Annotated in this window: 10 protein-coding genes; 7 read left to right on the top strand and 3 right to left on the bottom strand. The window is 66.2% G+C overall.

Annotation, left to right across the window (positions count from 1 at the left end):
* The first annotated feature begins 19 nt into the window (after positions 1–19).
* Together ACW7G6_RS09895 and tldD are read left to right on the top strand one after the other, a co-directional pair.
* Positions 20–3,886, top strand: a complete 3,867-nt coding sequence (locus tag ACW7G6_RS09895; protein ID WP_456978739.1) for a YhdP family protein — start codon at positions 20–22, stop codon at positions 3,884–3,886.
* An 82-nt stretch (positions 3,887–3,968) separates the two neighbouring features.
* Positions 3,969–5,411 (top strand): metalloprotease TldD, encoded by a 1,443-nt coding sequence (gene tldD / locus ACW7G6_RS09890; RefSeq protein ID WP_456978740.1) that lies wholly within the window; start codon positions 3,969–3,971, stop codon positions 5,409–5,411.
* 26 nt (positions 5,412–5,437) lie between these two features.
* On the opposite strand, the gene yjgA is transcribed toward tldD, so the two are convergent.
* The gene (yjgA, locus tag ACW7G6_RS09885) at positions 5,438–6,010 is read right to left on the bottom strand and encodes a ribosome biogenesis factor YjgA (protein ID WP_456978741.1); all 573 of its coding nucleotides are present in this window, start codon (positions 6,008–6,010) and stop codon (positions 5,438–5,440) included.
* A 112-nt stretch (positions 6,011–6,122) separates the two neighbouring features.
* Between yjgA and pmbA the strand changes: the two genes are divergently transcribed.
* From pmbA to ACW7G6_RS09860, 5 genes are all read left to right on the top strand, one after another.
* Entirely contained in the window at positions 6,123–7,433 is a 1,311-nt protein-coding gene (pmbA, locus tag ACW7G6_RS09880; protein ID WP_456978857.1) for a metalloprotease PmbA, read from the top strand.
* Between the two features lie 82 nt (positions 7,434–7,515).
* The gene (locus ACW7G6_RS09875) at positions 7,516–8,061 is read left to right on the top strand and encodes a DUF4870 domain-containing protein (RefSeq protein WP_456978742.1); all 546 of its coding nucleotides are present in this window, start codon (positions 7,516–7,518) and stop codon (positions 8,059–8,061) included.
* A gap of 361 nt (positions 8,062–8,422) precedes the next feature.
* A complete protein-coding gene (locus ACW7G6_RS09870; RefSeq protein WP_456998169.1) occupies positions 8,423–9,763 on the top strand; it encodes a Yip1 family protein in 1,341 nt (446 codons plus the stop codon).
* Positions 9,764–9,861: 98 nt separating this feature from the next.
* Positions 9,862–10,416, top strand: a complete 555-nt coding sequence (locus ACW7G6_RS09865; RefSeq protein ID WP_456978745.1) for a DUF2799 domain-containing protein — start codon at positions 9,862–9,864, stop codon at positions 10,414–10,416.
* Positions 10,417–10,500: 84 nt separating this feature from the next.
* A complete protein-coding gene (locus ACW7G6_RS09860; RefSeq protein WP_456978746.1) occupies positions 10,501–11,490 on the top strand; it encodes a hypothetical protein in 990 nt (329 codons plus the stop codon).
* Positions 11,491–11,793: 303 nt separating this feature from the next.
* Here the strand turns inward: ACW7G6_RS09860 and ACW7G6_RS09855 are convergent, their stop codons facing one another.
* Both ACW7G6_RS09855 and ACW7G6_RS09850 read right to left on the bottom strand, forming a co-directional pair.
* On the bottom strand, positions 11,794–12,675 hold the full coding sequence (locus ACW7G6_RS09855) for a polyprenyl synthetase family protein (RefSeq protein WP_456978747.1): 882 nt from the start codon (positions 12,673–12,675) through the stop codon (positions 11,794–11,796).
* Complete coding sequence (locus ACW7G6_RS09850) at positions 12,668–12,931, bottom strand: exodeoxyribonuclease VII small subunit (RefSeq protein ID WP_456961959.1); 264 nt, start codon at positions 12,929–12,931, stop codon at positions 12,668–12,670. Before ACW7G6_RS09850 ends, ACW7G6_RS09855 begins: the two co-directional genes overlap by 8 nt.
* Between the last annotated feature and the right edge of the window lie 16 nt (positions 12,932–12,947).

Here is a 12,947-nt window from a genome sequence, read left to right as displayed (position 1 = left end):
CGCCAACCCCAGCGCTGACATGCCGACTGCGTTGCGCCGTCGCTTGCGCCACGCCCGTCGCGGGTTTGGCTACGTCGTTGCCGTCACGTTGGTGTTGGTGGCGCTGGTGCTCGGCCTGGCCAGCCAGGTGTTGCCGCTGGCCGAGCGCAACCCCGACCAGGTTGCGGCGTGGTTGAGCCAGCGCGCCGGTCGGCCGGTCGCCTTTGATGCGGTGGAGACGGCATGGACGCGGCGCGGGCCATTGCTGCAGCTGGAGAACCTGCGCATTGGCGAGGGCGAGCAGGCGTTTGCCGTCGGCGACACCGAGATGCTGGTGTCGATCTACGCCGGCCTGCTGCCGGGCGTCCCGTTGTCGGAATTGCGCCTGCGCAACCTGGAGCTGACCGTGGAGCGCTTGGCTGACGGCCGCTGGCAGGTGCGAGGACTGCCTGGGCAACAGCAAAGTGGCGGTGATCCGTTCCAGGCGCTGGAAGGGCTGGGCGAGTTGCAGGTGATCGACGGCGCGCTGAGGGTGCTGGCGGCGGATGTCGGCGTCGACATCACGGTGCCGCGGGTCGACTTGCGCCTGCAGGTCGATGCTGACCAGGTTCGGGCCGGACTGCGCGCCTGGCCGCAGGCGGTAGCGGGCGAGGTGGCCACGCCGATTGATTCGGTATTGGCGTTCAACCGCCATAGCGGCGATGGCCGCGCTTATGCAGACGCTGATCGGGTGGATTTGGCCGAATGGTCGCCGCTGCTGCAACTGGCCGGAGTCGCAATACAAGGTGGACAGGGGAGCGTGGAAGCCTGGATGACATTGCGCGACAAGCGCGTTGCCATGGTGACCCTGGACACCTTGCTGGAGGACGTGACCCTGAGCGGCGCGCCGGTCGCACTGTCCGCCGCCGTGGACGCGCGCGCCCAGGGCGCCGCGGTTCCGGTGGCGCGGCTGGAGCGCTTTGAAGCCCGTGCCCGCTGGCAACAGGTTGACGGTGGCTGGCGATTGGATGCGCCGGCGCTGAGGGTCGACGCCGACAGTCAGCAGCACGTGTTTGATGGCCTGCTGTTGGCCGGTGGGGACCATTACGCTCTGGTGGCCGATCGGGTCGATCTGGCTCCCCTGGCGCATATCGCGGCATTGAGTGACCGGCTGCCGGCGCCGCTGCGGCGCTGGTTGCTACAGGCACGACCGTCGGGAGCATTGCGCCAGGTCGAGCTGCATGGCCGGCGTGATGGATCGCTGGCCATGACCGCGTCGGTCGAAGGGCTGGAGTTCAAGCCGGTTGCCGACAGTCCGGGCCTGCGTGGCCTCGCTGGCAGGCTTGAAGGTGACGCGTCGGGTTTCAGCCTGCGGCTGGACAAGCGCCAGCCGGTGCAATTCGACTGGCCGCGGGGCTTCGGCATGGTCCACGAGGTCCGTCTGGACGGAACGATCACGGGCTGGCGTGAAGGCGACGGTTGGCAGGCAGGTACGGCGGGCCTGCGGGTCGATGGCGAGGACTTCGGCGCCGATGCGCGCGGCAGTCTGTGGTGGCAGGGGGACGGCACGCGGCCCCGGATCGACCTCGCCGCGACGGTGGACGAGACAGCGGTGCCGGTCGCCAAAAAATTCTGGGTCCGCCACAAGATGCCCGAGTCGTTGGTGGAATGGCTTGATGGCGCGCTGGTGGGAGGGACCGTTGTCGGTGGCCGGGCGTTGATCTCGGGCGATCTCGACGATTGGCCGTTTGTCGACAATGACGGCCGCTTCGAAGCGCGCGCACGGATCACCGATGCCAGCGTTGCCTTCCACGAAGGCTGGCCGGCGGCAAGCGGACTGGATCTGGACGCCAGCTTCATTGGCAACGGTTTCAGTCTCGATGGCCGGGGCACGCTGGCCGCTATCGAGGTCCCCGCAATCCACGCGGCCATAGACGATTACGGTGACGGTGCGCTGACCGTGGAGGCCAGCAGCAATGCCGATATCGGACAGTTGATCGGACTGCTGCAAGACAGTCCGCTGCACGAACTTCAGCCCGAGACCTTTGATGCCATTACCGGCAGCGGTGCGGCCAAGACCGATTTCCGGCTGGTGCTGCCCATGGGGCACGGTGAATTTTCGATCCAGGGTGCGGTGGCATTGAGCAACGCAAAACTTGCCGACCCACGTTGGGATCTCGCCTTCGACGCGGTCAATGGGCGGGTGCGTTATTCGCGCAACGGTTTCAGCGCGCCGGAGCTGCGGGTTCGGCACGACGGGCGAGCGGGCACGCTGTCATTGCGGGCCGGCGAGGGCCTGGTGCGTCACCCGGGGAATATTTTTGAAGGCAAGCTGGTTGCCACGTTTGGCAGTGACGCCTTGCTGCAGCGTGCGCCTGAGCTGGGCTGGTTGGCACCCTACATGGATGGCCGGTCGCAATGGTCGGTCGAGCTCACGGTACCCAAGTCGGCTGCGGGTCAAACGACGGCAACGCGGCTTCGGCTGGAATCGGATTTGCGCGGCACCGCGCTGAGCCTGCCCGAGCCATTGGCCAAGCCTGCCGGCGAGGTGCTGGCGACGAGCGTGGAGACGCCGCTGCCTTTGGGTAGCGGCGAGATCCAGGTGGCCCTGGGAGACGTATTGGCCCTGCGTGCGCGCACCGTTGGTGGCAGTACCGGGGTGCGCGTGGCGCTGGGAAGCCGCGTCGTTCAGCAGGCGGCGCCGGCATCGGGGCTGGTGGTCAGTGGACGCGCCGACATCTTCGATGCGATCGGCTGGGTCGGGATGGCGCGCGGTGGGGGCACCGGTAACAGCGCAATGGCATTGCGACGCATGGACGTCACCGCGCGCCGCCTGCACCTGTTGGGAGGCAACTTCCCGCATACCCGATTGCTGGCCGAACCGGTTGCGAACGGCGCGACCCGCGTGCGGTTCGAAGGGGAGGCGTTGCAAGGCGATCTACTGGTGCCGCCGGCCGCCGGCGCTGCGGTGACCGGAAGCTTCCAGCGGGTGTATTGGCAGCCGGTCCCATCGCCAACCCCGGCACCGTCGTCGACCTCGACGGCGGCCGGCACCACCGGCACCGCTGACGCCATCGATCCGCGTCGTATCCCACCCTTGTCGCTGGATATCGCCGACCTGGGCATCGGCGATGCCCGGCTGGGCACTGCGCTGGTGCGCACCCATTCCATGGCGAACGGCCTGCAACTTGAGCGCTTGCAGGTCCGTGAACCCGGACAATCCATTGATGCCAGCGGCAGCTGGACGGGCACGGGCGCGACCGCACGCACGGAACTCAGCGCCAAGCTGCAAAGTGAAGACCTGGGCCAGCTACTGGCCGACTTTGGTTTTGCCGGGCGGTTGGAAGGCGGGGCGGGCAGCGTGCAGATGGACGCCGGCTGGGCGGGAGGCCCGGCGCAATTCGGGTTGGCATCGCTTGCCGGCCGTCTCCACCTGGATGTTCGCGACGGCCGGCTGCTCGAGGTCGAGCCGGGGGCGGGCCGGGTGCTCGGGCTGCTCAGCCTGGCCGAATTGCCCCGACGATTGACCCTGGACTTCGGTGATTTCTTCTTCAAGGGTTTTGCCTTCAACCAGGCCGGCGGTGATATCCGCTTCGCCGGTGGCGAGGCAAGCAGCGACAACCTGCGTATCGACGGGCCCGCTGCCCGGATCAATATCCACGGATCGGCCAACCTGCGCGCGAAGACCTTCAACCAGACCATCGAGGTACTGCCCAGGACGGGCACCCTGTTGACGGTGGCTGGTGCGCTCGCTGCCGGCCCGGTCGGTGCGGCAATCGGCGCCGCCGCCAATGCCGTTCTGCAAAAGCCGTTGGGGCAGATCAATGCCAAGACCTATCGGGTCACCGGCCCGTGGAGTGACCCGAAGGTCGAGGTCATCAGCCGCGAGCAGGGTCGGGTGGCCGATAAGCCGGTTCCAAGCGGTTGAAGCGCGGGCCCACCGGCCGCATATCGTCCCTCGTTGCCGCGTTTCCGGCGGTACTCCCCAACTTCCCCTATCCGAGCGCCCCATGACCTTACCGCTGCAACTTGCCGAATCCCGTCTCCTGTTGCCGGCCGGGCTTGACGCCAACGCACTGGAAGCCACATTCGGCACCTTGCTCGGTCCTGGTATCGATTTTGGCGACCTGTACTTCCAGCACGCCCGGCGCGAGAGCTGGACGGTGGAAGACGGCATCGTCAAGGACGGTGCCCATTCCATCGAGCAGGGCGTGGGCGTGCGTGCGATCAGCGGCGAGAAAACCGGCTTTGCCTATTCCGACGAGATCAACAGTGCGGCGTTGATTGCCGCGTCCAGTTCCGCACGCGCGATCGCGCGTGACGGGAACTCGGTCACCACCCGGTCGCTGGTGCGCAGCAACGCGCATTCGCTGTATGCGCCGGAGGATCCGATCGACTCGCTGGCCAACGAGGACAAAGTCGAGGCGCTGCGCCGGATCGACCAGCTGCTGCGCGCCGCCGACCCGCGGGTCAAACAGGTGATGGTGAGCCTGTCCGGCGGCGTCGACACCGTGTTGATCGCGCGCAGTGACGGCGTGCTGGCGGCCGACGTGCGCCCGCTGGTGCGCTTCAACGTGCGGGTCATCGTCGAGCACAATGGTCGCCGCGAGTCCGGTTCCACCGGTGGCGGTGGTCGTTACAGCTATGCCGAGTTGCTGGCCGACGGCAAGCCCGAGGCCTGGGGCCGCGAGGCGCTACGTCAGGCATTGTTGAACCTGGAGGCGGTCGACGCGCCGGCCGGCGTGATGCCGGTGGTGCTTGGCAACGGCTGGCCCGGTGTGCTGTTGCACGAGGCCGTCGGCCACGGACTGGAAGGCGACTTCAACCGCAAGGGCACCAGTACCTATGCGGGACGCATGGGGCAGCGCGTGGCTTCGCCCGGCGTCACCATCGTCGACGACGGCACCCTGCCGGGCCGTCGAGGTTCGCTCAACATCGACGATGAGGGTCAGCCGACCGAGTGCACCACCCTGATCGAGGACGGCGTGCTGGTCGGCTACATGCAGGACAGCCTCAACGCGCGGCTGATGGGCATGAAACCGACTGGCAACGGCCGCCGCGAATCGTTCGCCCACCTGCCAATGCCGCGCATGACCAACACCTACATGTTGGCCGGCACGCATGACCCGGAAGAGATGATCCGCTCGGTCAAGCGCGGCCTGTACGCGGTCAATTTCGGCGGCGGCCAGGTCGACATCACCAGCGGCAAGTATGTGTTCTCGGCGACCGAGGCCTACCTGATCGAGGATGGCAAGGTCACCGCGCCGGTCAAGGGCGCGACGCTGATCGGCAACGGCCCGGAGACCATGCAGAAGGTCAGGATGATCGGCCACGACCTGGCGCTGGACGAAGGCGTTGGCGTCTGCGGCAAGGACGGCCAGAGCGTGCCGGTCGGGGTCGGCCAGCCGTCGCTGCTGATCGACGGCATCACGGTGGGCGGCACCCAGGCGTGAGCGCCTGCCGCCCGTCGGACACGGTGCTAAAGCGTATCGCTGTCGTCGTCTGCGACAGGCGCATCCTCACGGGTCGCGTCATCGGCCAGCATCATCGCGCGCAACTGCCGGAACAGCTCACGGAACGCGCGCGGCGGCTTGTTGCGCTTGCGCTCTTCCAGCGTGTTGCGCACCAGTTGCCGCAATCCCTGACGATCGGCATCGGGGTGCAGGTCGAGCAGCTCACCCAGCGCCACGTCACCTTCGGCCAGCAGGCGGTCGCGCCAGGCTTCGACCCGGTGCATCGCCGCGGTCTCACGACGAGCGGCGTCGCCTTTCTCGTCGAGTGCGTCGCGCAGCGCTTCCAGCGTCTGGTCATCTTCGCGGCGCAACTGCTTGGCCAGGAACGCCATTTGCCGCTTGTGCGCGATGTGGGAGGTGATCCGGCGCGCATCACTGATGAGCGGCAAGAGCGACTCGGGAACCGGCATCCGCGCCAGTTGGGCCTCCGTCAGGGCCACCAGCTGCTGGCCCAGCGTCAGTACCTCCAGCGCATCGCGACGCTGCTGGCTGCGGCTGTCGCCGCGAAATTCGCCGGTTTCTTCGTCTTTGCCACGCATCTTCAACATCCACGTCATTTCGAATTGCAAGGATAAGACATTGAACGACATCACTCCCGTCCCCGTTGACGCGGCCGTGCCGACCGACACCGCCAGTTCTGCCCGCCTGGACATGCTCGCCGGGCTGTCCGCACGCTTGCTTGAGCGCGCGCAGGCCAATGGCGCCGACCAGGCCGAGGTGTCCTGCTCCGAGGATGCCGGGCTCAACGTCAATGTCAGGATGGGCGAGGTCGAGACCGTCGAGTCGACCCGTGACCGCGGCATCGCGGTGACCGTCTACTTCGGTGGTCGCAAGGGCAGCGCCTCCACCGCCGACCTGCAGGAGGAAAGCCTGGCCGCCACCGTCGACCAGGCCTGCGCGATTGCGCGCCACACCGAGCATGACCCGGCGGCGGGATTGGCCGATGCGGCGCTGATGGCGACCGATATCCGCGAGTTCGACAGTTGGCATCCGTGGGCGATCGACGCCGACCAGGCCATCGACCTGGCCCTGGCCTGCGAGCAGGCCGGCCGTGATGTCGATCCGCGCCTGGAAAACTCCGATGGCGCCTCGGTTGGCAGCGGCAGCAGCCTGTCGGTGTATGCCAATTCGCACGGCTTCGTCGGCCGCGAGCGCAGCACCCACCACAGCCTTGGTTGCGCGCTGATTGCCGGCCGCGGCGCGGACATGCAGCGCGATGGCTGGTACAGCATCGCGCTGGCCGCCGACGAGCTGGAGTCGGCGGCAGCGATCGGCCGCAAGGCTGCGCAGCGGGCGCTGTCGCGACTGGCTCCGCGACAGATCGCGACCGGCCAGTACCCGGTGTTGTTCTCGGCCGAGATGGCCCGGTCGCTGGTCGGCCACCTGCTGGGCGCAGTCTCCGGTGGCGCGTTGTACCGACGCGCGAGCTTCCTGCTCGACAGTGCCGGCACCCAGCTGTTCCCCGACTGGTTCGCGATCGACGAGCGGCCGTTCCTGCCACGCGGTTTCCGCTCGGCGTCGTTTGATGGCGAAGGTGTCGCCACCCGTGAGTCGGCACTGGTCGCCGGCGGCGTGTTGCAGCGCTATGTCCTGGGCAGCTATTCGGCGCGCCGGCTCGGCTTGCAGACCACGGCCAACGCCGGCGGCGTGCACAACCTGCTGGTGGCAGCCAATGGTGGTGATCTCGACGCCATGCTGGCCGGGATGGGGCGCGGCTTGCTGGTCACCGAACTGATGGGGCAGGGCGTCAACAACATCACCGGCGATTATTCGCGCGGCGCGGCCGGCTTCTGGGTCGAGGACGGCAAGATCCAGTACCCGGTCGACGGCATCACCATTGCCGGCAACCTCAAGCAGATGTTCGCCGCAATCGAGGCGGTGGGCAGCGATGTCGATCCACGCTCGCATGTGCACACCGGCTCGATCCTGGTCGGGCGGATGACGGTTGCCGGCGAAGGCTGAAGCGCGCCACTGACCTTCGGCAGTTGACCGGCATCGGGATTGGGGGGAGATTCGAGCCGAACCCATGCTGCAGGAGCACGCCATGAGCCAGAACGAAAACGAATCGCCCGGGACGCCGCCGCCGTTCCGTGACGCATCCGGGCCTACGCCGCCGGAGTCGCCGCCAGAGCCGCCTCCGGCACCGGACGGCCAGCAGTCGTCGTTCAACGCGTCATTCAACCAGCCGCCACCGGCATCGGAGCCGCCCGCGGATGGTCACTCTTCCGAAGCGCGCCAGTGGGCGACGTTTGCACACCTGTCGGCTCTGGTCGGAGGCCTGCTGACATCTGCGGTCGGCGGTTGGGGCACCTTTGTAGGTCCGCTGATCATCTGGTTGGTCAAGAAGGACACGATGCCGTTCGTTGATGACCAGGGCAAGGAAGCGTTGAACTTCAACATCACGGTCGGCATCGCGATGTTTGCGCTGTTGTTGTTGTCGATCGTGACCCTCGGCATCGGCCTGCTGATTGCGATCCCCGGCTGGATCATCATCGGCATCACCTGGCTGGTATTAACCATCATTGCCGCCATCAAGGCCAACGAAGGCGTGGCCTACCGGTATCCGTTGACGTTGCGGTTGATCAAGTAACTGCGGTCGGTTTCGGGGCTGGCCAGTCGCCACGGCGCGCTTCAGATACGGTGCCAGCCCTACCCGCCAGCATCGCCAGCTAGACCTCCGCAATCGCATCGGCACGGTATTTCGGCCTCGCGGTCCAGCCGCGTGTTTTCCGGCGTGAGTCGGCGCGGGTGCAGCTGGCACCTTGGTGGCCGATTGTCAGCCGGTTGTCCGTTAAATGATTGGGGGCCGCCTGAAGGCGGAGCGCAACTCCAACTTCCGCATGAGCCAATCACCAACCGGCAGCGGATTGCCGGCCGTGCGCCGGTCACCTATCGGACAGCGTCCGTCGCCAACATATGCCAAGCCAGACAGACTGGGGAGTAACTGCGTAATGGATATCGGAAAAATCGTCGAGCGCGCCAAATCGATCCTGCTCTCGCCCAAGCGCGAGTGGCCGGTCATCGCCGATGAGCCGGCCAGCGTCAAGAGCCTGTACACCGGCTACATCATGATCCTGGCGGCAATACCGGCTGTGTTCGGTTTCATCAAGGGCAGCCTGATTGGCCACAGTGTGTTCGGCGTGTCGGTGACGACATCGATCATGGCGGGCTTGTTCGGGATGGTTGTCAGCTACATCCTGGGTCTGGTGATGCTGTACGTCATCGCGCTGATCATCAACGCATTGGCGCCGACATTCGGCGGCCAGAAGAACCAGTTGCAGGCGCTCAAGGTCGTTGCTTATGCGTGGACGGCGGCCTGGATTGCCGGCATCGCGACCATCATCCCGTGGCTGGGTTGGCTGATCGCGCTGGCGGGCGGCATCTACAGCATCTATCTGCTTTACCTTGGCCTGCCGCACACGATGAAGTGCCCGCCGGAGAAGGCGGCTGGCTACACCGCGGTCAGCGTGGTCATCACCGTGGTGCTGACCTTGTTGCTGGGCGTGGTGGTTGCCGGATTCACCGGCATGGCCGGCCTGACCGGTGCTGCGGTCGGTGGCGGTGCATATGGCGGCGACAAGGACAACGTCACCTTCGACGAGGACAGCCAGCTTGGTCGGTTGGCCGCAATGGGCCAGCGCATGCAGGCAGCAGCCGAGGCGCAGGCCGAAGCCGGCAACAGCGGTTCCACCAGTTCCGGTTCCGACGCCCGGTCCAGCTCCAACGGATCTGACGCTGATGCGAACGCGCAGGCTGCGCAGGCGGAACAAGTCATGGGCGCGATGATGGGCGCGATGCTCGGCGGCACGGATGGCAAGGTCGCCGCTTCGCTGGCGCCCGATCAACTCAAGGCGTTCCTGCCCGAATCGATCGGCAATCTCACGCGTGAAAGTCTGTCGTCCAGCCGCAATGGCGCCATGGGCATGCAGATCACTGAAGCCAAGGCCGGCTACGCCAATGCCGACCGCAGTCAGCGCGTGGACCTTCAACTGACTGACGCGCCTGCTACGGGCGGGTTGATGGCGATGGCCAACGCGTTTGGCGGCGGTGGTGAGTCCGAGAGTCAGAGTGCCGACGGCTACGAAAAGACCTACACCCTGGACGGTCAGCGGATCCACGAGCAGTGGAACAACAAATCCCAGCGCGGCGAGTACAGCATCTCGGTCGGCGGCCGCTTCCAGGTCGAGGCCAAAGGGCAGGTCGACAGCATGGACCAGCTCAAGGGGATTGTTGGCAGCCTCGACCTGAAACGCCTTGCTGCGATGAAGGGTGCGGACGAGCAGAAGCAGTAGGCGATTTCGTATCCGCCTGTCCTGTCCGTGCGGCTTTTCCGGTAACAGATGCTACGGATAGGCAGATTCGGATCCGCACCGTTCACAAGGAAGCTTTCATGACGTGTCGTCACTATTTCGCTGCACTTGCCGTCGTCGCGGCATTGTCAGGCTGCACCACTTTGTCGCAGGGCGAATGCCTGACCGGCGACTGGTACGCGGTGGGTCGCAATGACGGCAGCCGCGGCATGACAACTTCGCGCCTGTTCGAGCATCACAAGGCCTGCGCCGAATACGGCGTCCGCCCCGACCCGGTGGCCTACGACGCTGGACGCGAGGCTGGATTGTTGCTGTACTGCACACCGTACAAGGGCTTTACCGAGGGGCGCGACGGTCACCCCTACCGCAACGTGTGCCCATTGGATACCGAGCGTGACTTCATGGCCGGCTACCGCAGCGGCAGCATCATCCATGACGCTCAGGAAGCGTTGGACGACGTCCAGCGCGAGATCAAGACCCGCCAGTACCGCATCGACGACAAGGACACCAGCGACAAGGAGCGGGTCCGGCTGCTGCGGGAGCTGCGCGACCTGCATCGCGACCGCAACTTCCTGGAGCGCGAGGTCAGTCGCCTCAGGTACCAGCATGCGCCGCCCGGGGGCGGCTACCGCTGAGCAGGTGACGGGAGTCGTGCGGCCAATAACGCGGTTGATACGGTGCGGCCAATGGTTGGACGCGCCTGGTAATAGGAGATCACGATGAAGCAGATGGTGTCGGTGTTTGTATTCCTGCTGATGGCCGGTGTCGCGCCGGCTGCTCACTCGTTAGTGCTTCCGGCGGAGCTCGGGCAGCAACTGGAGCAGCGCATCGATGTCTTCGTCGCTGCGCCGGGCTATGAGCCACTGGATGTCGAGTCCATCGTGGACGAGGACTGGTACGCCCAATTCCCCAATGCCGGGGAGTCGGCGTTGCCACCCGACTCCGACCTGGACCCGGTTACGCGCAGCATGCTGTTGTTCGACAGTCAGGAGGCGTCACTGGGCGCGGACGGTATCCCGGCCAGAGCCCGCTACCGCATCACTCGCCATCAAGGATCGCCCGGTGGCGACTGGTCCGATGTCAGGCATTCCTACATCGAGATCACCCGCTACAACCTGGCGCCGTCCTGGCACCGGATGCTGGTCGCCGAGTACGGCGATCGTGCGGCACCAGCCGGGCCAGCCATGGAGCATCCTCACGTCAGCTGGCGCCTGGTCACGACCGGGGTGATGGGGCAACGTGCCTCCGTTGTCGCCGCCAGCCGTCGCGTGATCACACCGGACGAAGCGTCACAGGCGATGTGCCTGGGACAACCGTGCCTGGCACTTGAGCCAATGGAGCCGACTGATGCAGTTGCTTTTGAACCGATGCCGGCACCGGGGCTTGCACCCGCGATCTATCGTGGGGTGACGGTTTCCCAGAGCGAGCGGGAGTTCGCCATTGCCGCGCCGGCACGCATCGCCCAGGCGTTGTTCCAACTGGCCACCGGCGAGTATGACGAGCTGCACGAAGGCGCCACGCTCGAGCAGCCGGAGATGATGATGCTGATCGGCCTCAACAGCAGCGGGCAGGAGCGCAACTCAAGCGCGCTGATGCACTTGACCGCATTGATGGACGACGCCACATCGGCGAGCTGGATTCGGCGGTTGGAAACCCCTGGCAACGTGGAGTGGCAGCGCGTCGACGTCGCGCGATCACGTGGCCACTAGTAATTACGCGCAGCACATGCACAGGAGCAACATCATGAAAGTGACGACATTTGAACCACTGCGCAGGGCGACGCTGCCACTGGCGCTGATTGCTGCCGGCATGCTGGCCGGTTGCAGCGGTGGCGCTCCCGAGTCCGCAAGCGCGGATGCATAAGCGACGCCCGGAACCTCAACATCGCGTCCCAATCGGGGACGAAATCGGAGGCGCGTCCGAAGGTTACCAGCAGATGGAGATGGCCGACCTCGCACGCGGCATGTCGATGCCGACCGGAGAATAAGGCTCGCCGGGCGGGCGCCCATCATTCAGCGGTCGCGCTGCACCGCCAACTGCCCCAGTGACCGCAACAGGTCGGCGCGTTGGTCGAACGGTGCCAACGCGTCGTCCATGGCGACGGTCAGTTCCTGCAACCGGTCCCGGGAGGCCTGCATGCCGATCAGTGCTGGGAAGGTGGCCTTGTCCTGGGCGATGTCCTTGCCGGTGCTCTTGCCAAGCACCGCGGTGTCACCTTCGACATCGAGGATGTCGTCGCGGACCTGGAACGCCAGGCCGAGTGCGTCGGCGTAACGGTCCAGCGCCCGCAGCGCGTCCTGACCGGCACCACTGCAAAGCGCACCCATGCGTACTGCGGCGCGGATCAGGGCACCGGTCTTGAGCGCATGCAGTTGCTCCAGGTCGGCGATGGTCATGCCGTGGCCGTTGCCGGTCGCCTGCAGGTCCAGCGCCTGCCCGCCGCACATCCCGCGGCTGCCCGCGGCAAACGCCAGAGTACGCAGCAATTCGACCCGCACGTCGGCATCGACCGGCGTCTCCGCCAGCACCGCGAAGGCCAGTGATTGCAGCGCATCGCCGGCGAGAATCGCGGTGGCTTCGTCGAAGGCGACATGCACGGTGGGCTGGCCGCGGCGCAGGGCGTCGTCGTCCATTGCCGGCAAGTCGTCGTGGATCAGCGAATAGGCGTGGATGAACTCGATCGCGACAGCGGGTGCGTCGAGCACCGCCGGGTCGGCGTCGAACAACGCGCCGCTGGCGTGGACCAGCAGCGGGCGCATGCGCTTGCCGCCCAGTAGCGCGGCGTGGCGCATGGCGGCATGCAGGGTCTGGGGACGGGTGTCGAGTGCGGGCAAGGCCGCGTCCAGCGCGGCGTCGCAGCGCTCGCGCAAGACGACCAGTTGCGGGTCAAGCATCAGGCGCAGAGGGTGGAGCGAACTCTTCCGCGCTGGCGGGATCCTGGGGATCGCTGAGCAGGCGTACGCGCAGTTCGGCCTGTTCCAGCGCGACCTGACAACGGCGATACAGCCCGACGCCGCGCTCGTAGGCGGCCAGCGACTCTTCCAGGTTCATTTCGCCCAGTTCCATCTTCTCGACCAACTGCTCGAGCGAGTCGAGCGAGGTTTCAAAATCGGCGACCGGTGATGCTTCGGGGGTGGCTTTGCGTGGCATGGTGCAAGTGTGCCGC

It is taken from the genome of Lysobacter sp. A421 (assembly GCF_054052145.1).
Note: the sequence above shows the minus strand (reverse complement) of the source record. Positions and strands in the feature narration are given on the sequence as shown.

Bases quoted from the DNA above. Each gene is read 5' to 3' on its own strand.
- ACW7G6_RS09895 (WP_456978739.1), top strand. From the start codon at position 20: ATGCCGACTGCGTTGCGCCGTCGCTTGCGCCACGCCCGTCGCGGGTTT.
- tldD (WP_456978740.1), top strand. From the start codon at position 3,969: ATGACCTTACCGCTGCAACTTGCCGAATCCCGTCTCCTGTTGCCGGCC.
- yjgA (WP_456978741.1), bottom strand. From the start codon at position 6,010: ATGCGTGGCAAAGACGAAGAAACCGGCGAATTTCGCGGCGACAGCCGC.
- pmbA (WP_456978857.1), top strand. From the start codon at position 6,123: ATGCTCGCCGGGCTGTCCGCACGCTTGCTTGAGCGCGCGCAGGCCAAT.
- ACW7G6_RS09875 (WP_456978742.1), top strand. From the start codon at position 7,516: ATGAGCCAGAACGAAAACGAATCGCCCGGGACGCCGCCGCCGTTCCGT.
- ACW7G6_RS09870 (WP_456998169.1), top strand. From the start codon at position 8,423: ATGGATATCGGAAAAATCGTCGAGCGCGCCAAATCGATCCTGCTCTCG.
- ACW7G6_RS09865 (WP_456978745.1), top strand. From the start codon at position 9,862: ATGACGTGTCGTCACTATTTCGCTGCACTTGCCGTCGTCGCGGCATTG.
- ACW7G6_RS09860 (WP_456978746.1), top strand. From the start codon at position 10,501: ATGAAGCAGATGGTGTCGGTGTTTGTATTCCTGCTGATGGCCGGTGTC.
- ACW7G6_RS09855 (WP_456978747.1), bottom strand. From the start codon at position 12,675: ATGCTTGACCCGCAACTGGTCGTCTTGCGCGAGCGCTGCGACGCCGCG.
- ACW7G6_RS09850 (WP_456961959.1), bottom strand. From the start codon at position 12,931: ATGCCACGCAAAGCCACCCCCGAAGCATCACCGGTCGCCGATTTTGAA.